Raw genomic sequence first — 23,210 nt, forward strand, 5'->3', positions numbered from 1 at the left:
CTCCTTGCATCCGTTTGAGGTTACGCATGGCACACCTTTCCCCCTCTCCCGCGCCGCTCGCACTGGCGCTCGCGCTGGCGCTGGCGCTGGCCGCAGACGACGTCGACGCCACCAGCGCCACGCAGACGCCGGTCGAACTGGATGCGGTCAACGTGCAGGGCGAGCAGCCGCGCCACCGTTCCGCGCTGGGCGGTTACGGCGACGCCGCGCTGCTGGACACGCCCGCCGCGATCGCGGTGATCGACCGTACGCAGCTGGACGACCGCCAGGTGCGCGTGCTCAGCGAAGTGCTGCGCGCCGACGCCTCGGTCGGCGACAGCTACGCGCCGATCGGCTACTACGAGAACTTCGTGGTGCGCGGCTATTCGCTCAACGCCGCCAACAGCTACCGGATCAACGGCCTGACCGTCACCGGCGAGCAGAACGTGGCGCTGGAGAACAAGGAACAGGTGCAGGTGCTCAAGGGCCTGTCCGGCCTGCAATCCGGCCTCGCCGAGCCGGCCGGCGTGATCGACTACACGACCAAGCGCCCGCAGCAGGTGCGCGCGCTGGTGCTCGGCACGGACGACGACGGCGGCCGCTACGCCGCCGTGGACCTGGGCGACTGGTTCGGCCGCGACCGCCAGTTCGGCCTGCGCGTCAACGCCGCGCACGAGGACATGCGCAGCTACGTCGAGCATGCCGACGGCCACCGCAATTTCCTGTCGCTGGCCGCGGACTGGAACATCGATCCGCAATCGACGCTGCAGCTGGACGTGGAATACCAGGACCGCCAGCAGCGCTCGGTGCCGGGCTACCAGTTGCTCGGCGGCGAGCGCGTGCCCGGCGCCGTGTCGGTGCACCGGCTGCTGGCCTACCAGCCCTGGTCCAGGCCGGTCGGCATCGACGCGCTCAATGCGCAGCTGCGCTATCAATACCGCTTCAACGACGTCTGGCGCGCGCAGCTGGCAGCGGCGCACAGCCGCGCGGTGATCGACGACTATTCCAGCTTCGCCTGGGGCTGCTATGGCGCGGCCAGCTGCGCCGGCGACGCGGTCCCCAACTATTTCAGCCGCGAAGGCGACTACGACATCTACGACTACCGCAGCCCCGACGACACGCGCCGCAACGACCAGTTGCAGGCGAGCGTGTCGGGCAGCTTCGCCACCGGCCCGCTGCAGCACCAGCTCAACGCCGGCCTGGACTACCTGCACCGGACCATCGACCAGCATGGCTCGATCAACGAATGGATCGGCAGCGGCAACATCGCTGCCGATCCGCCGCTGCTGGCGCAGGCCGACGCCGACCTCGGCCCCAAGCGGCGGCGCCTGGACAGCACCCAGCAATCGCTGCTGGCCAGCGACCGCATCGGCATCGGCGCGGCCTGGCAGCTGCTGCTGGGCGCGCGCCAGGTGCGCTACGACGAGCGCACCTGGGACCGCGACGGCGCGCTGACCCGGCGCACCCGCCGCTCGGAACTGCTGCCGCAGGCGGCGCTGCTGTTCAAGCCGCAGCAGGCGCTGTCGCTGTACGCCAGCTTCGCCAAGGGCCTGGCGCCGGGCGGTACCGCGTCGTGGTTCGCCAGCAATGCCGATGCGATCCTCGCCCCGACCACGGCCTACCAGACCGAGGCCGGCCTGAAATACGAACGCGCCGGCCTGGCCCTGGGCGCGGCCGTGTTCGACATGCGCCAGGCCTATCAGTACGCGCAGCCGCAGGCCGACGGCAGCTTCCTGTACCTGCAGCAGGGCCGCCTGCACAACCGCGGCATCGAGCTGTCGGCCGACGGCGCGATCGGCGAACGACTGCATCTGCAGGCCAGCGTCGCCGGCATCCGCGCGCGCGCCGAGGACACCGGCACGCCGGCCTACGAAGACCACCAGGCCTTGAACGTGCCCAGGCTGCGCGCCAGCGCCCAGGCCAGCTGGGACGTGCCCGGGGCGAGCGGCCTGGCGCTGCTGGGCGGCGCGCAGTACAGCGGCGCCAAGTACGCCGACCGCAGCGGCCACGTCGCCGTCGGCGGCTATACCGTCTACAACCTGGGCGCGCGCTACGCGACGCGGCTGGGCACGGTGCCGACCACGCTGCGGCTGAGCGTGGACAACCTGGCCGACAAGCGCTACTGGCGCGACGTCGGCGAATACCTCGGCGACGACTACCTGTTCCTGGGCGCGCCGCGCACCGCGCGGCTGGCGCTGCAGTTCGATTTCTGAGGGCCGGGATTGGGGAATCGGGATTGGGGATTCGTCAAGGCCGGGAGCGGGACACGGAGCGTCACTGTCGTAGCAGCGGCTTTGGCCGCGACGGGACGTCCCTGGAAAGCCTGTCGCGGCTGTAGCCGCTCCCACAAACGAGCGCATTGCTTCGCGCTCGCGGAACATCTTCAATCCCCAATCCCCAATCCCGGCCTTCCAACAATGTCCCTCCTCGAACTCCTCGCCGTGCTGGTCAACGTGCTCGGCGTGTGGCTGACCGCGCGCCGGGTGCGCTGGTGCTGGCCGCTCAACGTGGTCGCGGTGCTGCTCTATGCGTGGCTGTTCTACCAGTGGAAGCTGTACTCGGACATGTTGCTGCAGGGCGTCTACGTATTCCTGCAGGGCTACGGCTGGTGGCGCTGGAGCCAGGGTCGGCTGGAGCATGGCAAGGTCCGGGTTGGCCCGCTGCCACGGCGCGAAGGCGCGCTGTCGCTGCTGGCCGGCGCCGCCGGCGCGGCGCTGCTGGGCTGGCTGATGCATCGCCACACCGACGCCGCGCTGCCGTGGCTGGACGCGGCGCTGTCCGCCTTCAGCCTGGTCGCCAGCTTCTGGGCGGCGCGCAAGCGCATCGCCAACTGGGGCCTGTGGATCGCGCTCGACAGCCTCTACGTCGGCGTCTTCGTCTACAAGGGGCTGTATCCGACCGCGGCGCTGTACGCCGGCTTCGTGCTGCTGGCGATCTACGGCCTGCGGCTGTGGCAGGCGGAGCAGCGCAGCGCAGCCGCTGCGGCGCCATGAGCCGCAGCGGCGTGCGTCATTGCGGCGACAGCCCGGCGCAGCCGCTGCCAGCACCGCGCCGCGTGCACCACCGGCACCGGCACGTTAGCCTCTGCCGCACCGCGACGGAGACCCCATGCCCACGCCGTTGAATCCAGCCGCCGGCTTCGGCCAGCGCATCGTCGATGCGCTGCTGGCGCGCATCGCCGGCGGCGAGTGGGCCGCGGACCAGCGCCTGCCGGTGGAGCGCGAGCTGGCCGCGCTGTTCGGCTGCACCCGCATCACCTTGCGCGAGGCGCTGCAGCAACTGGAATCGGAGGGCCACATCTACCGCGAGAACCGGCGCGGCTGGTTCGTCAGCGCGCCGCGCGTGCGCCACGACCCCACCAGCATCGCCGGCTTCATGCAGTACGTGGCCGCGCAGGGCGGCACACCACGCACCGAACTACTCGGCGCGCGACGCCAGCCGGCCGGCCCCGTGCTGGCGCGGCAGCTGGAACTGGACGACGCCGAGGCCGAGCTGTTCGTGCTGCAGCGGCGGCGCTGGATCGGCCGCCGCGCGGTGCTGCTGGAGACCAATGCGATCCTGGCCGCGTGGGCGCCGACCCTGCTCGAGCACGATCTGGCCGGCTCGCTCAGCGCCGTGCTCGGGCAGCGGCTCGGGCTGCGCCAGGCGCGCAGCCGGCTGTCGATGTATCCGGCCACGCTCGGCGCCGAGCAGGCCGCGCTGCTGCAGTCCACCGCCGGCACGCCGTGCTTCCGGCTGCAGCGGGTCAGCTATGCCGCCGATGGCCGCGCGGTGGAATTCGATATCGAGTCATGGCGCCACGACGCGCTGGAAGTGACGGTGCAGGTGCAGGCGCCGCCTGAGTGAGGCCGGCCTGCACAACATTGGCAGTGCAACGCGCCAATGCAGACCGGCGAGGCGCCGCGGATGCGGCCAAGGACCATCCCTCAATCTCACGCAGGGGCAGCGCACCCTCTGCGACTTGTGGGAGCGACTTCAGTCGCGACGGGCTCTCCCGGTAAAGCCCGTCGCGACTGAAGTCGCTCCCACAACACTCCGCCGACTGACAACACTCCGCCGATTGGCCGATTGCAAATACCCGCGTCGAAAGCGCGCTAGGCGTCGAACAGCGCGCGCTGCGGGTCCGGCGGCGGCAGCTCGGCGTACAGGCGTTGCAGCTCTTCGCGGCGCGCGCGCAGCGGATCGTGCATCAGGAAGCCGGCCAGGCGCGCGTGCCAGGCTGGCCAGCGCGTGGCCAACGCGTCCATGTCGCCGTCGGCGGCGCGGCCCTCGCCGCTGCGCGCCACGTAGGCGGTCTCGCACAGCACGTTGCGCCAGCCGAGTTCGGCCATGCGCAGCGACAGGTCGATCAGCGCCGCGTACCAGGAACCGTAGCTGCTCGCATCCAGGCCGCCGGCGCGCTGCCGCGCCGCGCCGCGCAGGGCCACCGCGTGGCACACCGCCGAGGGCAGTTCCGGATGCTCCGGCGGCAGCGCCGCGCAGGCGCGCGCCAGGCGCTCGCCATCCTCGGGCACGGGATTGATCTCGCCCAGCCGCGGCCAGGCGCAGGCTTCGCCGGCGTTGCTCCACGGCGTGGCGCTGGCGATGGCCGCATCGCGCGCCAGGCACGCGCTCAACTGCTGCAGCCAGCCGGGCAGCGGCTGCGCATCGGCGGCCAGCACCACCACGTCGGCAGCGGCGCAGGCGCGCAGCATTTCGTCCAGGTGCGCGACCTCGCCGAGCATGCGCGGGCGCCGGGTGTAGTCGGCCTGCAGGCGGGTGCGCGCCAGCCAGGCCTCGACCACGCGCTGGCCGCGCGGGCCGGCCTGCGCGTCGTCGGCCAGCCACACGCGGGTGCCGGCCGGGGTGTGCGCCTCCAGCGCGCCCAGGCATGCGTCCAGCGCCGCGTCGTCGACACCGACCGGCAGCAGCACGACGGGCAGGGTCACCTGCGCCTACTTCTTGCCCGATGCCGGCAGCGGCTGCATCGCCTTGAACTTCTGCCCGTACTCGTCGGTGAGATTGCGCGCTTCCTGCGGGTTGCGCACGATCGTCGGGGTCAGCAGCACGATCACTTCGTTGCGGGTCTTCTGCTGCGTCTTCTGCCCGAACAGCGCGCCGACCACCGGCAGCTTGCTCAGCAGCGGCACGCCGGCGCTGCCGTCGCTGGTGCTGTCGTTGATCAGGCCGGCGAGCATGATGGTGTCGCCGCTCTGCACCGCCGCCTCGGTCTTGACCCGGCGCGTGTTGATGTCCACGTTGCAGGCCGAGCTGTTGGTCACGGTGGAGGTACCCGAGGTGCACGCCGCCGGCCGCGAACCGGGCGTGCTGACTTCCTGCACGATGTCCAGGAACACCATGCCGTCCTTGGTCACCCGCGGGCGCACCTTCAGGATCACGCCGGTGTCGATGTACTGCACCGACGAATAGCTGGTGTCGGTGCCCAGGCCGGTGTTGATCGAGGTCGAATTGATCGGGATGCGCGTGCCGACGTTGAGCGTGGCCTCGGCGTTGTTGCGCACGAACACCGACGGGGTCTGCAGCAGCTTGAGGTTGGTGACCTTGTCCAGCGCGCTGATCACCGCCGCGGCGTTCTTGCCGAGGAAGGTCCAGCCCAGGCCGCTGCTGCCGACCTTGCCGGCGATGTCGCCCCAGATGTTGCGCCCGGCGGCGCTGGGCAGGCCGGCGCCGGCGCCGAGCCCGGTGCTGTTGCTCACCGTGCTGTCGGCGGAGGCGTTGACCGAATTCTCGAAGAACCAGTTCACGCCGTACTGCAGGTCGCCGGTCAGGCTGACCTCGGCCACCTGCGCCTCGATGTGCACCTGCATCGGCATCACGTCGAGCTTCTCGACCACGTCGCGGATCGAGCGCCACGACTGCGGCGTGGCGCGCACCAGCAAGGTGTTGGTCTCCTCCACCGCCGACACGCCGACCTTGTCGCCCTGCACTTCCAGGGTCACGCTGCCATTGCCGGCAGTGCGCGGCGACAGCTGCAGGCTGCCGTTGCCCAGGCCGCCGCTGCTGCCGGAGGAGGAACTGCCGCTGCTCGAGGACAGGCTGTCGCTGCTGCCGTTGAGGCTGCTGCCGCCCAGGCTGCCGTCGCTGCTGCCGTTGAGGCCGCCGCTCATCTGGCTCAGCTGCATGCCCGGCATCAGCGAGACATTGGAATCGCCGCGGCTGCCGCCGGCGCCGAACACTTCGGCCAGGCGGTCGGCCAGGTCCTTGGCCTTGATGTACTTCAGCTCGTAGGAGAATAACCGGCTGCCGCCGCCGGCGCTGTCGATGCGATCCAGCCATTCCTGGATCTGGTCCAGGTAGCGCGCCTGCGGGGTGATCACCAGCACCGCGTTGGCGTTCTCCAGCGGCATGAAGCGGAACATGCCGGCGCTGGGGGTCTTGCTGTTCTCGCCGAACACCTTCTCCAGATCGGCGGCGACCTGCTCGGCCTTGCCCGACTGGATCGGGAACACGCCCACCGACATGCCCGACAGCCAGTCCACGTCGAAGATCTGCACCGTGCGCAGGTAGTTCTCCAGTTCCGCGCGGGTGCCGCCGAGGGTGATGAGGTTGCGCGCGCCGTCGATGCCGACGATCGCGTTCGGCCGCGCGTACGGTTCCAGCACCTTCTTCATCTCGCTGGCGGAGATGAATTTCAGCGGCACCACCCGCACCTCGAAGCCGCGCGCGCTGGCCGGCGAGGCGGTGCTCGGCGCCACCGTGCCGGCCAGCGCCTGGTCGGCGGGCACGATGTTGTAGCGGCCGCCGCTGTAGACCATGCGCGCGTTGTTCCAGCCCAGCACCATCTCCAGCAGGTTCAGCGCCTGCGCCGGCGACACCGGCTTGGGCGTGGCCAGGGTCACCGTGCCCTGCACGCCCGGCGCGATCACGTAGTTCTGCCCGAGCATGTCGCCGAGGATCGCCTTGACCACCGCGTGCACCGACTCGCCTTCGAAGTTGAAGGTGGCGCTGCCGCTGCTGGCGTTGGCCAGCGACGGCGCCGGCGCGGCGGCGGCACTGGAGTTGATCATGGTGCCGCTGCCGCGGCGGATCACCGGGGCGACGCGGTCCGGCACGGCGTTGGGATCGGCCGCGCCGGCCGGCCCGCCGGCCGTGCTGCTGGTGCTGCCGGCGGCGCCGACGTGGGGGTCGATCGCGGCGCCGCGGCGGACGTCCGGCGAAGGCGTGGTGGCGCAGCCGGCCACCAGGCCGATCGCGAGGAACAGGGAAAACAAGCGCGGCGTCATGCGATCACTCTTCAAGGGTTCTGGCCGGGGGTGGTGCCGTTCTGGCGCTGCTGCTGCAACTGCCGGCGGCGGGCTTCGATGCGTTCGCGGATGGCCTGCAACTGTTCCGAGGAGGGCGCCGGCGCGGCCGCCGCTGCGCTCGGCGCCGGCGTTGCGGTTGTTCCGTTCGCGCCCGCCTGCGGCGCGGCGGCGGTCGTGGCCGCGGTGTTGACCGCAGGCGCGGCCGGTGGCGGCGGCGACCCCGGCAACGGCGGCATGCCCGGCGGCCGCGCGCCCTGGCCGAGCGCGGTCGGCGGCTGCCCGCCCTTGCCGTCGAACACCTGCAGCTCCAGGGTCTGGGTGCCGCTGCTGCCGCTGACCACCGCACGGCGCGGTTGCAGCGACAGCAGCCGCCAGCCCTTGACCGGGTCGCGGCCTTCCTGCAGGCGCAGCGATTCGCCGTGCTCGGTGGTCAGCGTGGCCATCTTGAAGCTGTCGGTGAGCAGCACCCCGGTCAGGCGCACGCTCGGCGCGGCGGCCTGGCCGTTGTCGGCACTGAGCAAGAACGGATGCGGCAGGCGGTCTTCGGCGAACACCGGACGCGCGGCGATCTCGGCATAGCGCGCGTAATTGCCGAGGCGCTGCCCGGAGGCCGCCGGCAAGCTCGGCAGGCGCTGGGTCATGGCCGGATCGTCGGGCAGCGGCACGATGCGCTGGCCGAGGCCGGCCAGGCCCAGCGCCCAGATCAGCAGCCCCCACAGCGCCAGTGTCGCCAGCCACACGGTGCGCAGCCCGATCGCTTCAATTCGCATGCGCGCCCTCCACTTGCTGCGGCGCCGGCGCCGCATCCGGCGGCATGGCCGGCGGCGTTTGCGCAGCGCCCGGCTCGCTCGGCCCGGATCCGGCGGGCGTGCCGGCGTCCATCGCCGGCGCGCCGGGCGGCGGCATGCCTGAGGCGATGCCCGCTGCCGCGGGCGGCGCCGGCATCGCGTTCGGGCGCAGATAGCCGGCCAGTTCGAAGGCCACGTCCAGGCCGTTGCCGCTCTCCCCCGGCGACAGCTGGTAGCGCTGCGCCATCACGTTGAGGTTGTCCACGAACAGCGCCGGAGTGCCGCTTTCCAGCGCATGCAGCACCGCCGCCAGTTCCGGGGTGCCGCAGCGCAGCCGTACCTGCACCGCAACGCGGGTGAAGCGGTCGCGGCGGTTGTCGGCGGCCAGCGGCGAACGGTTGCTGATCGCGCAGCTGCGGTTGCCGGGGCTGGCGGTGGCCACCGCGCTTTCCAGGCGCTGCACCAGCCCGGCCGAGGCCAGCTCGGCCGAGGTCTCGCGCAGGAAGCCCGGGCGCGCGGCCAGCTCGCGTTGCGCCTGCTGCAGCCCCTGCGCCACCTGTGGCGCCTGCTGCAACTGCATGCGCACGCGCAGTTCGCGCTGGCGCAATTCCTGGATCTGCACCTCGACCTCGCGCATCGGCAGCGTCCACCACGGATGCACCAGCAGCAGATAGGCCAGCGCCAGCGCCGCCAGCAGCAGGCCCAGCGCCAGCCAGCGGTCGCGCTTATCGACCTGCACCGGCATTGGCGGCCTCCTTGCGCTTGGTCCCGGCCAGTTCGGCGGTCAGGGTGAAGCGGTCGCGGTGGCTGCCCGGATCGGCCTGCAGCACGCCGGTCAGCGACGGCGTGCGCCACAGCGGCGAGCCCTCCAGCCGCCCGACCAGCGAGGACGCCTCGCTGCTGAGTCCGATCAGTTGCAACTGGTTGCCCTCGACCGAGAATTTCTCCAGGTAGGTGCCCTCGGGCAGACGCTTGCTCAGCTCGTTCCAAATTTCCAGCGCGGTCGGCCGCTCGGCGCGCAGTTGGTCGAAGAAGGCCGCGCCTTCGACCAGATCGACCAGTTGCTGGCGCTGCGCGGCCACGCCGCGCGCGCGCTGCGCGCCGCTGTCCACTTGCGCGCGCAACTGCGCGAGCGCGTCGCGGCGGTTGTCCAGCAGCTGCCAGCCGGCGGCGCACAGCGCCAGCAGCGCGGTCGCGGCGAGGATCGCGTTCCAGCGCCGCATCGGGTCGGCGCGGCGATGGCGCTGCTCCGGCGGCAGCAGGTTGACGCCCAGCGGCGCGCCGTCGGCCGCGGCGACATCGACCCCGGCCAGGGTCGGGCGCAGCGCACCGGCGCTGGCGTGCAGTTCCTCCAGCACGCGGCGCGGCGCCACCACCAGTTCGGCGTCGAGTTGCGCATCCTCGCGGCGCGCGCCGAGGCGCACGTCATAGACCACCTGGTCGGCCTGGAACGGCGTCTGCCGGTCGATCTCGAACCGGACCACGTCGCGCAGGTGTTCGGCGGCCGCGGCCGGCAGGCGCAGCGTGCGTTGCAGCGCGGCCTGCGCCGGCAGCAGCCAGACCCGCGGCAATGCGGCCAGGCGCGGGCCGAGCACGGCCTCCAGGTCGCTCGGCAGCAGCGGCCACGGCAACGCCAGCGGCGTGCCCAGTTCGGCATCGATCTGGCGCGCGACGTACAGCTGTTCGCCGTCGCGCCACAGCAGCAGCCGCGCCTGCGACCAGCCCAGCTGCAGCTGCCAGCGCGGCGGCAGCCACGCCATCAGCGAACGCTGCCACCAGACCAGCACGCCGCCGGCGCCGGGCGTCATGCGCACGCCGAGCCTGTCCATCGTGTCCCGCCACGCAGTCATCGAACGGTCGATCCTTCTTCCCATCGCAGCACAGTGTAGGCGGTGCCCGGTAGCGCCGACGAGCCTGGGCACACCACGGCGCGCAGCACCGCCGCGCGCCCGGCGGCCAATTGCGCGCGGCTTTCGATGCTGTAGGTGCCGCCCCCCCCGCCCATCGTCGCGGCCGGGGTCGGGTCGTTGCGCTCGCGCTGCGCCAGCACCTGCTGCGCATCCAGGCCAAGCGCGGTCAGCACCGGCGCCGGCGCGAAATCCGGCGCCGGGCGCGAAATCCCGCTGTACAGAGTCAGGTTCGGCAGCAGCTTGGCGTACAGATCCGCATCCATGCCCAGCACCAGTTGCAGTTCGGCCAGGCTCTCGAACGGCGCATCCTTGGCCCCGTACGGCAGCCCGGCGGCGGCGTAGTCCGGGTCCTCGGCGCCGCCATTGGGTTGGCTGAGAGTGTCCGGGTCGCGCCAGTCCGCGATCGCCGCGGCGATGCGCTCGGCGCGCTGCGGATCGCCGCCGACCGCGCGCACCAGCGCCGCCAGCAGCGGCGCGTCGGCCAGGTTCAGATCGAGCTTGCCGCTCTCGTCGGTGATCCGCAGGTCGATCGTGGCGTCTTCGTACTGCCAGCGGTAGCGGCGCCCGTCGGCGCGCCAGCCCGGCTGTGTCGGCGTGCCGGCGAGCCGGGTCAGCGCGTACTCCAGCCCGGCGCGGGCGCGTTCCTGCGCCGCCGCGCCGTCGCCCAGCACCTTGCCCTGCAGGCCCTCGGTGCGCGCGGTCAGCGCGAACGCGCCGATCAGCGCGGTCAGCAGCGCGATCAGCCACAGCACCAGCACCAGCGCCGCGCCGCGCGCCTGCCCCGGCGCCGCGCTCATTGCCGCGCCTCCGCGCCGCCGGCCTGGCGCAAGGCCACCACCAGCGGCGGCCACAGCATGCCGTCGTCGCTGCTCAGTTCGATCGACACCAGCAGCGGCAGCTGGTCGGTGCGCTCCCAGCGTTCCTGCCAGGGGCCGATGCTGCCGCGTTCCGGGTCGATGCCACGGTAGCGGAAGCGCACCTGGCGCAGGCCCTCGGCCAGCGGCTCGGGCGCGCGCGGCTTGGCCTCGGCGATCTGCTTGCCGGCCTGCACCTGCAGCAGCGCGATCGCCAGGCGCTGCTGGCCGCCGGCGCCGCTGACGCTGAGGTCGTGCACGTAGGGGCCGCCGCGGCCCAGGTAGTCGGGAAGATCGGCGACGAACAGCATGCGCTGCGGTTCGCCGACGAAGCGCACCGGCTGCAGGGTGCGGCTGTCGATCTCCAGCGCCAGCGCTTGCGCGCCGCTGAGGCGCCGGCGCAGGAAACCCTCGACCGCGCGCATGCGCTCGCTGCGCCCGGCGATGCTCTCGCCGCGGCCGCTGATCGCGGTGGCCGAGCGCAGCGTGGCGAAGGCCAGGGTCAGTCCGCCGACCAGCAGCACCGTGGCCAGCAGCACTTCGATCAGGGTGAAGCCGCGCGTGGCGGCGCGGCGCGGTGCGCGGCTCACTGCGACACCGCGCTGCTCTGCGCGCTGACCAGGCGCAGCGTCTTCCACTGCAGCGCCTGCGCCGGCGCCTCGCCCCAGCGCACCTGCAGGCTCAGCTGCAGCAGGGTCGGCGCGCCCGGCGTCATGGTCGTGTCCGGCGGCCGCCGCGCATCCACGTACGGCGCCACGTCCAGGGTCCAGCGGTAATGGCCCTGCTCGAAGCTGCCTTGTTCGCGGCCGGGCCGCAGCGGCTGCTCCACATCCTGCGCGGCCAGCAGCGATTGCGCGTACAACGTGGCGCGGCTGAGCTGGTCGGCACGCTGGACCTGGCGCGCGGCGCCGGACAGCGAACCCAGCAGCAGGGTCAGCGCCAGCGCCAGCAGCGCGAACGCCACGATCACCTCGATCAGCGTGTAGCCGCGCTGCGCCTTCATGGCCCGGCCTGCTGCGGCGGACGCCCGACCTTGACCTCGCCGGTCAGCCAGGCCACGTCGATGCGCCAGCTGGCCTTGCGCGCCTGCAGCTCGATGCGCCCGCCGGTGGCGGCGCCGTCCTCGAAGAACTGGATCGCGCCTTCGTCCTGGCGCCGCTGCGCCTCGCGCGCGCCGCTGAAGCGGATCGCCAGCGATGGCGGGATCTCGCCGTGGCGGCCGTTCGGCGCCTGCCAGCGGTGCGCCTGCGGATCGATCAGGAAGCGCTGCGGCTGGCCGCTGGCGATCGCCTGCGCCCGCGTGTAGCGCAGCTGCGCGGCGATCTCCTTGGCCGCCGAGCGCAGGCGCATGCCGTCGATGCCGCCGGTCAGCACCGAGGCGGCCAGCATCGCGGCGATCGCGATCAGCCCCACCACCAGCAGCATCTCCAGCAGCGACACGCCGCGCATGCGCGCACGCGCCAGCGGTGCGCACGCGTGCGCACTGCGCTGGACACCGCGCTGGATACCGCCGGCAGGGGCGTGGATCACGGCGCCGGGATCACTCGTACTTGATGTCGGCGTCGTAGCTGCTGCCGCCGGGCTGGCCGTCCTTGCCCAGGCTGATCAGGTCGAACGGCTTGCCGTCGCCGGGCACCTTGTACTCGATCGGATGGCCCCACGGATCGTTCAGCTCGGTGGCCTTGGCGTACGGGCCGAGCCAGCCGCTGACGCCGCCCGGCGCGGCGACCAGGTCGTCGAGCTTGGACGGCAGCTTGCCGGTGTCCAGCTGGTAGTTGTCGATCTTGCCGGCCATGGTCTGGATCTGCGACTTGGCCAGATTGGCCTTGCCGCGATCGGCGCCGCCGAGCACGCGGCTGCCGACCAGGGTCAGCACCGCGCCGATCAGCACAATGACGATGATGATTTCCAGCAGGCTCATGCCCGATTGGCGCGCGGCGGAGGGGGAACGGGTCAGGGAGCGGATATTTCGCATTGCATCGGATCCTTGCGGTGGAGAGCCTATGTAGCCGAACGCGGTGACGAACGTCGCCGCTGCGTGCGGGTCGTGCAGCTGCGCTTCATGCGCGGCAACGGGAGTTCGGCATCGATGGACGCATGCCGCGCTTGCCGCGTGACGTGGTGCGCGCATGCTGCGGGGACGGCCGCCGCCATCGCTTCGACCGTCCGCGGCGCCACAGGTTCACGCCGCCATCCCTGGCGCGGCGCGCGCATGCTGCCGGCATGCCGCTGCCGTCCATGGCGCGACATCGCCGCGCCCTGACAGACCGGCCCGGCCATCCATGGCCGGGCGTTCGGCCATGCGCGAACCTGTGGTTCGCAAACGCATGGCCTCCTTCGTTTCCACAATCCGCTGCGCAACGGGTCCACGCTGCCATCCCTGGCGCGACACCACGGGCGCCGGAACCGCCAGCCCGGCCGTCCGTGGCCGCGCGTTCGGCGCCATATGCGCCATGGCGCATGAGCGTGGCGCCTCACCCAATCGCATTGGTGAGGTCGTACAGGGGGACGAGGACGGAGATGATCACCAGGCCGACCACCGAGGCCAGGACCAGGGTGATCAGCGGCACCAGCGCGGCGAGCAGGCGGTCGATCGCCTGCGCGGTTTCCTGCTCGAAGGTGTCGGCGGTCTTCAGCAGCATCGTGTCCAATGCGCCGGATTCCTCGCCGACCTGGATCATCTGCAGCGCCAGGCGCGGGAAGCGCTTGCCCTTGGACAGCGACGCCGACAGGCCATAGCCGTTCTTGACGTCGTCGGCGGCGGCGCCGACGTCGGCGGTCAGCGCCAGGTTCGACAGCACGTTGCGCGAGATGCCCAGCGCGGACAGCAGCGGCACGCCGTTGCGCAGCAGGGTGCCCAGGGTGCGGGTCAGGCGTGCGGTTTCCAGCCGCGCGATCAGCACGCCGATGAAGCGCTGCTTGAGCAGCCAGGCGTCGAACGCGGCGCGGAACACCGGATCGCGGCGCTTGCGGTCCACCGCCAGCAGCCCCAGCCCGGGCACCACCAGCAGCGCGATCCACCAGTCGCGCACGAACAGGCCCACGCCCAGCACCGCCTCGGTGAACCACGGCAGGGCCACGTCCAGGCTCTCGTACATCAGCGCGAACTGCGGCACCACGTAGCCGAGCAGGAACAGCAGCGCGCAGCCGACCACGCTGACCAGGATCGCCGGATAGATCAGCGCGTTGATCACCCGCCCCTTCAGTTCGCGGCTGCGCTCCAGGTACTCGGCCAGGCGCTGCAGCGTGTCGTGCAGGCTGCCGCCGGCCTCGCCGGCGCGGACCATGTTGATGTACAGGCGCGAGAACAGGCCGTGCTGCCGCTCCAATGCGGCGGACAGCGGCGCGCCGCCGCGCACCGCGTCGCGGATGTCGCCGACGGTGCGCTTGGAGCGCTCGTCCTCGGGCAGTTCGAGCAGGATCGACAGCGCGCGGTCCAGCGGCTGGCCGGCGCCGAGCAGGGTCGCCAGCTGCTGGGTGAACTGCACCAGCGCCGCGCCGTCGAACGGCTTGGGCCGGAACAGGCCGCGCAGCGAGGTGCCGCCGCCCTGCGCCGCGAGCCTGGCCTGCATCGGCATATGCCCCTGCTCCTGCAGGCGCAGCACCACCTCGGCGTCGCTGGCGGCCTCCATCTGGCCCTCCAGGATCTCGCCGTGCGGATTGAGCGCTTTGTAGCGGTACAGGGGCATTAGGGCTGGGAATGGGGAATGGGGAATGGGGAATCGGAAAGCAGGCTCCGCGCGTGCTGGCGCGACCGTCGCAGAGCTATGGCGCCAGGCGCTTTCGCGCTGGGTGCCGCGCGCATCAGCTTTCCTCCGCCACGCGCAGCACTTCCTCGATCGTGGTCTGGCCGCTGAGCGCCTTGCCCAGGCCGTCCTCGTACATCGTGCGCATGCCGGCCTCGCGCGCCAGCTGTTCGATCTCGCCCATGCCGGCGTGGCGCATCACCGCGCGGCGCAGCGCATCGTTCATCACCAGGAATTCCATGATCGTGGTGCGGCCGAGGTAGCCGGTCGGCGCGATCGCCGAGGGCCGCGGGCGGTACAGGCAGATCTCGCCCTCGGGCTGCAGCCGGCGCAGTTCGAACTTCTCGATCTCCTCCGGCGAGGCCGGATAGCGCTCGGCATGGGTCGGCTCCAGCCGCCGCACCAGGCGCTGCGCCAGGATGCCGTTGATGGTGGAGGTCAGCAGGTAGTCCTCCACGCCCATGTCGAGCAGGCGGGTGATGCCGCCGGCGGCGTTGTTGGTGTGCAGCGTGGACAGCACCAGGTGGCCGGTCAGCGCCGACTGGATCGCGATGCGCGCGGTTTCCAGGTCGCGCATTTCGCCGATCATGATGATGTCCGGGTCCTGGCGCACGATGCTGCGCAGCGCGTGCGAGAAATCCAGCCCGATCTGCGGCTTGGCCTGGATCTGGTTGATGCCCTCGATCTGGTATTCGACCGGATCCTCGACGGTGATGATCTTGACGTCGGCGGTATTGAGCTGGCTCAGCGCGGTGTACAGCGTGGTGGTCTTGCCCGAGCCGGTGGGGCCGGTGACCAGCAGGATGCCGTGCGGCTGCTCCAGCACCTTGCGGAACTGCGGCAGGAACGCGTCGGTGAAGCCGAGCCGGTGGAAGTCGAACACCACCGTCTCGCGGTCGAGCAGGCGCATCACCACGCTCTCGCCGTGCGCGGTGGGCACGGTGCTCACGCGCAGGTCCAGTTCCTTGCCCTGCACGCGCAGCATGATGCGCCCGTCCTGCGGCAGGCGGCGCTCGGCGATGTTGAGCTTGGCCATGATCTTGACCCGGCTGATCACCGCCGCGGTCAGGTTGACCGGCGGGCTTTCGCCGTCGATCAGCACGCCATCGACCCGGTAGCGCACCTTCAGCCGGTTCTCGAACGGCTCGATGTGGATGTCCGAGGCGCGCAGTTCCACCGCGCGCTGGATCACCAGGTTCACCAGCCGGATCACCGGCGCTTCCGAGGCCAGGTCGCGCAGGTGCTCGATGTCGTCGGCGGCCGTGCTGTCGCCGTCGGCGGTTTCCACGATCGCGCCCATCGCGCTGCGGCCCTGGCCGAACCAGCGCTCGATCAGGTCGTCGATCTCCGAGCGCAGGCCGACCCGCGGCAGCACCCGGAAACCGGTGGCCAGGCGCACCGCGTCGGCGGCATAGGCCTCGTGCGGATCGGACATCCACAGTTCCAGCGCGCCGTCGCGCTCGCCCAGTGGGCACACGTGGAACTGCTTGAGGAAACGCAGCGACAGCGGCTGCGCCTCGGGCAGGTTCTCCGGCGCGGCGGCCGGCAATTGCTTGGCATCGAGCAGCGGCAGGCCCAGCACTTCGGCGCTGACCTCGGCATGGTCGCGTTCGGAGACCAGCCCCAGCCGCGCCAGCAGCGACAGCAGGCCGCCGCCGGATTCGCGCTGCAGCTGGCGTGCGCGCAGCAGGTCGCCCTCCTTGAGCCGGCCCTTGGCCAGCAACGCATCGACGATGCGCGCCTCGGGCGTATCGACAGCGGCAGCAGTGTCCTTCACAAGCGCGTTCACACAATCCCTCCAGAGCGTGCGGCGACTTTAGCAGTTCGGCGCGACCTGCCGCCCGCCCGCGCCGCACCGGGCGGCGCGACTGTCTACGACGGCCAGCGCTGCGCGCGTCATTGGCATGACACACGCGGCGCGGCGCATCGCGCACTGCGGCGCCGTGTGCATGGCGAGCGCGCCAGCGGCGCTGCAGCGCACAAGCGCAACCGACGGCGGCGCACGCTGGCGCGCCGGCCGCCATGCCGGCAGCGGCAGCGCCTGGCGCGCTCACGGCTTTTCCAGTGCCGGAACCCAGGAAACCCGGCCGAAGCCGGGTTTCCTGGGTTCCTCCGGCGCCGTTGCCGGCACCGTCCAGCGCACGCTTACTGGCGCGCGACCAGGCTGACGCCGCTGTAGCTCGACGCGCCGACCAGCTTGACGTAGTAGATGCCGGCCCGCGGCGCGGTGAAGCGCACCGCCTCGTTGTTGCCCGGACGGGCCGACCTGGCGTCGTAGCTGGTGCTGCTGGGTTCCTTGTCGAAGCTCACGTACAACGACACGTTGCCGCTGCCGCCGTAGCTGAGGAAGCTCAGCACCGCGCCGGCCTTGGCCTCGAAGCTGTACAGCGCCTCGTTGCCGGCCGCACCGGTCAGGCCGGCCACCGCCACCTTGTTGGTCAGCGCGGTCGCCGGCGGCGCGCACTCTTCGGTCTGCGGATCGCACGGCACTTGCAGCGCCTTGTCCAGCGCCGCCTTGGCATCGACGATGCCGCTGCCGATCGGGGTGCTGGTCGGGATCGACACCGGGAACGGACGCGCGGTCTGCTTGAGCAGGGTTTCCAGCGCCGCGGGGGTCAGCGGCGCGTTGCCGGCGGCAATCACCGCGCTCTGCACCAGGGCCGCCACTGCCGCCACGTGCGGCGAGGCCATCGAGGTGCCGCCCATGCCCATGTAGGTATAGCTGCCCGAGGTCGGCGTGGTCGCGCCGGTATAGCCGTTCTGCCAGACGTAGCCGCCCGGGTTGCCGTCGACGCTGCCGCCGCCGCCCGGAGCGGACAGGTCCACCGCCGCGCCATAGTTGGAGTAGTAGGCGATGCCGCCGGTGATGCGCGTCGCGCCGACCGCGATCACGTTGGCGCAGCTGGACGGACGGAAGTTGGCCGCGTTGCCGGCGCTGTTGCCGGCCGCCACCACCACGCTGGTGCCGCGCGCGACCGCGCCGTTGATCGCGTCCTGGTACCGCGTGTCGCAGGTCCCGCTGCCGCCCAGGCTCATGTTGATGACCTCGGCCGGATTGGCGTTGGCCGGCACGCCGGCGACGGTGCCGCCGGAGGCCCAGGTGATCGCATCGGCGATGTCGGACAGGTAGCCGCCGCACTTGCCGAGCACGCGCACCGGCAGCACCGTGGCGTTCGGCGCGACGCCGGCCATGCCGACGCCGTTGTTGGTGGCCTCGGCGACGGTGCCGGCGACATGGCTGCCATGCCAGGAACTCTCCTCGGCCAGCGACCCCGCATAGCATTCGTTGTCGTTCTCGACCCAGTCGCCGTAGTCCAGCGCGCCGGGCACGCGCGCGTCGCTCGCACGCCGCGAGGTCTCCGCATCGGAGATGAAGTCGTAGCCCTGCAGCAGGTTCACCGCCACGTCCGGATGGTTCGGCAGGATGCCGGTATCCAGCACCGCCACGACCACGCCGTCGCCCTTGGACAGGTCCCACGCGGCCGGCGCGTTGATGCCGCCGGTGGCGCTGCTCAGGTGCCACTGGTACTGCGCGTACAGCGGGTCGTTGGGCACCAGCTGCGGCTGCTCCAGCACCGCCTTGGGCAGCTCGGCGCGCTGCAGCTTGACGTCCACCTGCGCGTATTCGACCGCCGGGTCGGCGGCGATTTCCACCACCACCTTGTCCACGTCGGCCTTGCTCAGCTTGCCCGACAGGCGGATCAGGTCGGCGCCCACGCCCAGGCTGCGCACGTATTCGGCACGTGCGCTGGCGGCCGCGGCGCGCGCGATCGGGTTGCCCCCCCGAGGCTGGCGCGGGTCACTGCCGATTGCACCGCCGACAGCTTGGCCGAGCGGTCGCTGGCTGCAGGAGTGCCGGGGTTGTAGCGCACCACGATGCGGCTGGAAGTCTGCGCGTTGGCCGGTGCGGCCTTGACCGGCTACTCGACCGGCAGCGGCGACGCGGCACCGGCCGCGAACGCGCTTGGCCCCCTCAGCGACATCATCAGCATGGCGGCGGCGATGGCATCGATACGAAGATTTTGCTTGTCGATCACGTTGACGTCCTCTTCAAAGTTTTCGTGGATCAGGCGACAGTTGCGGCCGTAAAAAAGCTCCTTTTTCCCGAATCCGTTGGCCGGCCCAGCCAAGGTCCTTCGGTCTGCCCCCTCAGGCCATTGCATGGGCGGACGGCGGCACGCGCCGCCGTCCGCGATGGCTCACCAGCCGAAGCCGGGGCTATCGATCGCCTGCCGACTACGAGAAAGCCACCACCTGAAATCCCCTATCTCCGTGTCCACCAAAACTTGACCACGACAGAGCAGCCGCGCCGCGCTTTAGCCCCTCTCCCATCGGGAGAGGGGTTGGGGTGAGGGTGCGGCGCGAAGCGGCTCGCGGATTTGAGCGCATCGATGCCGCTGCGGCTCCCGGCTCGCTCCGTCGCGACTGAAGTCGCCCACAAGGGCACGGATCAGGGCGTCGGCCCGACGCGGCGCGCAGGGCGCGCACCGCAGCGGACCTTATGCCGGGTCGGCGCTGGGCGTGCTCGCTTGCAGCATGCAGCCACGCCCGCCAGCGGCGGACGCGTCATGCGGGCGCTCAGCCCACCCACACCCGCGCGTTGCGGAACATGCGCAGCCACGGTGCATCGTCCGCCCAGCCCGCGGGATGCCAGCTGAGGTTGAGCGAGCGCGGGGTGCGCTCGGGATGCGGCATCAGGATCGTCACCCGGCCGTCGTCGCTGGTCAGGCCGGTGATGCCGTCGGGCGAGCCGTTCGGGTTCAGCGGATAGCGCTGCGCGACCTCGCCGTTGCCGTCGACGAAGCGCAACGCCACGCGCGCGGCGGCCTGGTCCACGGCGTTGTCGAACTCGGCGCGGCCTTCGCCGTGCGCCACCGCCACCGGGATGCGCGAACCGGCCATGCCGCGCAGGAAGATCGACGGCGATTCCACCACTTCCAGCAGGCTGGTGCGCGCCTCGAACTGCTCGCTGCGGTTGCGCAGGAAGCGCGGCCAATGCTCGGCGCCGGGGATGATGTCCTTGAGCTGGCTGAGCATCTGGCAGCCGTTGCACACGCCCAGCGCGAAAGTGTCGGGACGCGCGAAGAACGCCGCGAACGCATCGCGCAGCGCGGGCCGCTCCAGGATCGAGGTGGCCCAGCCGCGGCCGGCGCCGAGCACGTCGCCGTAGCTGAAGCCGCCGCAGGCGGCCAGGCCAACGAAGCCGGCCAGGTCCACGCGGCCGGCGATCAGGTCGCTCATGTGCACGTCGAAGGCGCGGAAGCCGGCGCGCTCGAACGCATTGGCCATCTCGATCTGGCCATTGACGCCCTGCTCGCGCAGGATCGCCACCTTCGGCCGCTGGCCGCTGGCGACGAACGCCGCGGCCACATCCTCGGCCGGGTCGAAGGCCAGCTTCGGCTTCAAGCCCGGCGCGGCGAAATCGCGCGCCACCGCGCGCTCCTCGTCGGCGCTGTCGGGGTTGTCGCGCAGCTTCTGCATGGCATGGCTCGCCGACCACCACGCGTCGAACAGCTCCTCCCAGCGCCATTCGACCAGGGTCTTGCCGGCCAGCCCCACGCGCACCACCGCGGCGGTGCTGGGGCGGGCGATGCGCTGCGCGCACTCGGTCAGCGCGTGCCGCTCGATCAGGTCGGCGAACGCGGCGCGGTCCTCGTTGGCGACCTGCACCACCGCGCCCAGTTCCTCGTTGAACAGGCTGCGGAACGGATCGTCGCCCCAGGCGTCGAGATTGATCTCCAGGCCCCGGCGCGAGGCGAACGCCATCTCGCACAGGGTGGCGAAGGCGCCGCCGTCGCTGCGGTCGTGGTAGGCCAGCAACAGCCCGGCCGCGCGCGCATCGCGGATCAGTTCGAAGAACGCGCGCAGCCGCTGCGCATCGTCCAGGTCCGGCACCGCGCCGCCGAACGCCGGCAAGCCGCCCTCGGCATGCACCTGCGCCAGCACCGAACCGCCCAGGCGCTGCTTGCCGCCGCCCAGCCCGATCAGCCACAGCTCGCTCTCTGCCTCGCGCGCCAGCAACGGCGTCAGCTGCGCACGCGCATCGGCGACCGGCGCGAACGCGGAGACGATCAGGGAGACGGGGGAAACGCTTTTGTGCGTTGCGCCGGGACTGGAGAATGGGGAATCGGGAATCGGAGAAGCGACGGCACCGGTCGCGGAAGCGTCACGCTCTTCCCCATTCCCGATTCCCGATTCCCGATTCCCGGCCACATTCCACTGCGCCTGCATCGACAACGAATCCTTGCCGACCGGAATGCTCAGGTCCAGCTGCGGGCACAGCTCCATGCCCACCGCCTTGACCGCGGCGTACAGCCGCGCGTCCTCGCCGGCGTGGTTGGCCGCGGCCATCCAGTTCGCCGACAGCTTGACCTGGGCCAGCGCCTCGACCGGCGCCGCGCACAGGTTGGTGATCGCCTCGCCGACCGCCATGCGCGCCGCGGCGGCGGCATCGAGCAGCGCCAGCGGGGTGCGCTCGCCGATCGCCAACGCTTCGCCGGCGTGGGTATCGAACCCGGCCAGGGTGATCGCGCAATCGGCCAGCGGCAGCTGCCACGGACCGATCATCTGCTCGCGCGCGGTCAGCCCGCCGACGCTGCGGTCGCCGATCGTGACCAGGAAACTCTTCGCCGCCACCGTCGGATGCGCCAGCACGCGCAACCCGGCGTCGCGCAGGTCCAGCGTGTCGGTGTCCAGCTCCGGCCAGCGCGGCGCCGGCGGCTGCCGCGCAGCGCGGTGCATCTTCGGCGGCTTGCCGAAGAGCACGTCCATGGGTAGGTCGATCGGGTGCTGGGAATGGGGAATCGGGAATGGGGAATGGGGAGAAGCGGGTTCGGCTGGCTGTTCACCATTCCCGATTCCCGGTTCTCCATTCCCGGCGCCGAAGACGCCATAGCCCACGACGAGTCGTTCCTCGGCGGTGGCCACGCCGACCGCGGCGAACGGGCAGCGCTCGCGTTCGCAGATCGCGGCGAATTCGGCCAGGCGCGCCTGCGGCACGCCGAGCACGTAGCGCTCCTGCGATTCGTTGCACCACAGCTGCAGCGGCGACAGCGACGGGTCGTCGCTGGGCACGCGGTCCAGATCGATGAGGCCGCCCACGCCGGAGTCGTGCAGCAGTTCGGGAATGGCGTTGGACAGGCCGCCGGCGCCGACGTCGTGGAACCAGCGGATCGGGTTGTCCGCGCCCAGCGCCACGCAGCGGTCGATGACCTCCTGCACGCGCCGCTCCATCTCCGGGTTGTCGCGCTGCACGCTGGCGAAATCCAGGTCCTCGGCGCTGTCGCCGGAGGCCACCGAACTGGCCGCGCCGCCGCCCAGGCCGATCAGCATCGCCGGGCCGCCGAGCACGATCACCGCATCGCCCGGCTGCAGGCGGATCTTCTCGACCTGGATGCGATCGATCGCGCCGAGGCCGCCGGCGAGCATGATCGGCTTGTCGTAGGCGCGGGTCAGCTCCTGCGTCTCCGGCAGTTCGAAGCTGCGGAAGTAGCCGAGCAGGTTGGGCCGGCCGAATTCGTTGTTGAACGCGGCGGCGCCGAGCGGGGCCTCGAGCATGATCTCCAGCGCCGGGGCCATGCGCGGGTTCAACGGGCGCTCGGCTTCCCAAGGCTGCGGCAGCGTGGGGATGCGCAGGTGCGAGACGCTGAAGCCGGTCAGGCCGGCCTTGGGCTTGCCGCCGCGGCCGGTGGCGCCCTCGTCGCGGATCTCGCCGCCGGCGCCGGTGGAGGCGCCCGGGAACGGCGCGATCGCGGTCGGGTGGTTGTGGGTCTCGACCTTGATGCAGAACGCCGACGGCGTCACCGCCTCGCTGCGGTACTCGCCGCTGGCCGGGTCCGGGCGGTAGCGCGCGGCCGGATGCCCCTCCACCACCGCCGCATTGTCGCTGTACGCGCTGAGCGTGTGCTGCGGGGTCTGCTGGTGGGTGTGCTTGATCATCCGGAACAGCGAGCGTTCCTGCTCCTTGCCGTCGATGCTCCAGCTGGCGTTGAAGATCTTGTGCCGGCAGTGCTCGGAGTTGGCCTGCGCGAACATCATCAGCTCGACGTCGGCCGGATCGCGGCCGAGTTCGCCGAAGCGCTGGCGCAGGTAGTCGATCTCGTCCTGGGCCAGGGCCAGGCCCAGCCGCGCGTTGGCCGCGTCCAGCTGGTCCAGCGCGATGCGCTCCACGTCGCCGCGCGCCAGCGCCTGGAACAGCGCCTGCGCCTGTTCCGCGCCGTCCAGCAACGACTGGGTCATCGGGTCGTGCAGCAGCTTGGCCAGCGCGGCCTGCTGGATGGCGTCTTGCGGCCAGCCGGCCAGGTCCAGGCGGGTGCCGCGCTCCACGCGGCGGATCGCCAGGCCGGCGCCGCGCACCAGTTCGGTGGCCTTGCTCGACCACGGCGAACGGGTGCCCAGCCGCGGCACCACGTAGCGCGAGCAGGTGCCCACCGCGGCCACGGCCGGCGCGGCCGGCGCCTGCAGGATGCGCTGCGCGGCGGCGGTATCCACCGCGCCGTCGGCGGCGCTGTCGATGAAATACACGTGCCAGGCGCCGGCGATGCGCAGACCGGGAACGACGGATTGCAGGCGGGTTTCGAGCCGAGCGCGGCGGAACGGCGAAAGGGCGAAAGCGCCCTCGAGGACGATCATGTCCGGGGAACCGTGTGAGGTAACGGGCTGCGTAGTGTAGCCGGGACTCGGTACCGGG

The 23,210-nt window shown here is 71.5% G+C and carries 16 protein-coding genes and 2 pseudogenes; 3 read left to right on the forward strand and 15 right to left on the reverse strand.

Annotation, left to right across the window (positions count from 1 at the left end; translation table 11 throughout):
* Window positions 1-26: 26 nt before the first annotated feature.
* From FZ025_RS05230 to FZ025_RS05240, 3 genes are all read left to right on the forward strand, one after another.
* Entirely contained in the window at window positions 27-2,192 is a 2,166-nt protein-coding gene (locus FZ025_RS05230; RefSeq protein ID WP_046978102.1) for a TonB-dependent siderophore receptor, read from the forward strand.
* A 204-nt stretch (window positions 2,193-2,396) separates the two neighbouring features.
* Window positions 2,397-2,972 (forward strand): nicotinamide riboside transporter PnuC, encoded by a 576-nt coding sequence (gene pnuC / locus FZ025_RS05235; protein WP_046978103.1) that lies wholly within the window; start codon window positions 2,397-2,399, stop codon window positions 2,970-2,972.
* A gap of 115 nt (window positions 2,973-3,087) precedes the next feature.
* On the forward strand, window positions 3,088-3,825 hold the full coding sequence (locus FZ025_RS05240) for a UTRA domain-containing protein (protein ID WP_046978104.1): 738 nt from the start codon (window positions 3,088-3,090) through the stop codon (window positions 3,823-3,825).
* 248 nt (window positions 3,826-4,073) lie between these two features.
* Here the strand turns inward: FZ025_RS05240 and FZ025_RS05245 are convergent, their stop codons facing one another.
* From FZ025_RS05245 to purL, 15 genes and pseudogenes are all read right to left on the reverse strand, one after another.
* Window positions 4,074-4,907, reverse strand: coding sequence for a glycosyltransferase (locus tag FZ025_RS05245; RefSeq protein ID WP_046978105.1), 834 nt, complete (start codon window positions 4,905-4,907; stop codon window positions 4,074-4,076).
* A gap of 6 nt (window positions 4,908-4,913) precedes the next feature.
* Complete coding sequence (gspD, locus tag FZ025_RS05250) at window positions 4,914-7,202, reverse strand: type II secretion system secretin GspD (RefSeq protein WP_104557798.1); 2,289 nt, start codon at window positions 7,200-7,202, stop codon at window positions 4,914-4,916.
* 11 nt (window positions 7,203-7,213) lie between these two features.
* Window positions 7,214-7,993 (reverse strand): type II secretion system protein XpsN, encoded by a 780-nt coding sequence (gene xpsN / locus FZ025_RS05255; protein WP_046978107.1) that lies wholly within the window; start codon window positions 7,991-7,993, stop codon window positions 7,214-7,216.
* A 124-nt stretch (window positions 7,994-8,117) separates the two neighbouring features.
* Window positions 8,118-8,756, reverse strand: a pseudogene (gene gspM, locus FZ025_RS05260) (type II secretion system protein GspM); the annotation flags it as partial.
* The gene (locus tag FZ025_RS05265; RefSeq protein WP_046978109.1) at window positions 8,737-9,861 is read right to left on the reverse strand and encodes a PilN domain-containing protein; all 1,125 of its coding nucleotides are present in this window, start codon (window positions 9,859-9,861) and stop codon (window positions 8,737-8,739) included. The pseudogene gspM and the gene FZ025_RS05265, both read right to left, overlap by 20 nt.
* On the reverse strand, window positions 9,858-10,718 hold the full coding sequence (locus tag FZ025_RS05270; protein ID WP_046978110.1) for a type II secretion system minor pseudopilin: 861 nt from the start codon (window positions 10,716-10,718) through the stop codon (window positions 9,858-9,860). The genes FZ025_RS05265 and FZ025_RS05270 overlap by 4 nt, the downstream gene beginning before the upstream one ends.
* The gene (locus FZ025_RS05275; RefSeq protein WP_046978111.1) at window positions 10,715-11,365 is read right to left on the reverse strand and encodes a type II secretion system protein J; all 651 of its coding nucleotides are present in this window, start codon (window positions 11,363-11,365) and stop codon (window positions 10,715-10,717) included. The genes FZ025_RS05270 and FZ025_RS05275 overlap by 4 nt, the downstream gene beginning before the upstream one ends.
* On the reverse strand, window positions 11,362-11,778 hold the full coding sequence (xpsI, locus tag FZ025_RS05280; RefSeq protein ID WP_046978112.1) for a type II secretion system protein XpsI: 417 nt from the start codon (window positions 11,776-11,778) through the stop codon (window positions 11,362-11,364). The genes FZ025_RS05275 and xpsI overlap by 4 nt, the downstream gene beginning before the upstream one ends.
* On the reverse strand, window positions 11,775-12,224 hold the full coding sequence (gene xpsH, locus FZ025_RS05285; protein ID WP_104557857.1) for a type II secretion system protein XpsH: 450 nt from the start codon (window positions 12,222-12,224) through the stop codon (window positions 11,775-11,777). Before xpsH ends, xpsI begins: the two co-directional genes overlap by 4 nt.
* A gap of 91 nt (window positions 12,225-12,315) precedes the next feature.
* A complete protein-coding gene (gspG, locus tag FZ025_RS05290; protein ID WP_046978113.1) occupies window positions 12,316-12,750 on the reverse strand; it encodes a type II secretion system major pseudopilin GspG in 435 nt (144 codons plus the stop codon).
* Between the two features lie 499 nt (window positions 12,751-13,249).
* A complete protein-coding gene (gene xpsF, locus FZ025_RS05295) occupies window positions 13,250-14,464 on the reverse strand; it encodes a type II secretion system protein XpsF (RefSeq protein ID WP_046978114.1) in 1,215 nt (404 codons plus the stop codon).
* 115 nt (window positions 14,465-14,579) lie between these two features.
* Window positions 14,580-16,310, reverse strand: a complete 1,731-nt coding sequence (gene gspE, locus FZ025_RS05300) for a type II secretion system ATPase GspE (RefSeq protein WP_046978115.1) — start codon at window positions 16,308-16,310, stop codon at window positions 14,580-14,582.
* A gap of 356 nt (window positions 16,311-16,666) precedes the next feature.
* Window positions 16,667-18,399: pseudogene (locus tag FZ025_RS05305) on the reverse strand (S8 family peptidase).
* A gap of 42 nt (window positions 18,400-18,441) precedes the next feature.
* Window positions 18,442-18,651, reverse strand: a complete 210-nt coding sequence (locus FZ025_RS22835; protein ID WP_425478384.1) for a hypothetical protein — start codon at window positions 18,649-18,651, stop codon at window positions 18,442-18,444.
* Window positions 18,652-19,099: 448 nt separating this feature from the next.
* Window positions 19,100-23,152, reverse strand: coding sequence for a phosphoribosylformylglycinamidine synthase (gene purL / locus FZ025_RS05310; RefSeq protein ID WP_046978117.1), 4,053 nt, complete (start codon window positions 23,150-23,152; stop codon window positions 19,100-19,102).
* Window positions 23,153-23,210 lie beyond the last annotated feature (58 nt).

Origin of the sequence: Xanthomonas hyacinthi (assembly GCF_009769165.1) — a bacterium.
GTDB lineage: Bacteria > Pseudomonadota > Gammaproteobacteria > Xanthomonadales > Xanthomonadaceae > Xanthomonas_A > Xanthomonas_A hyacinthi.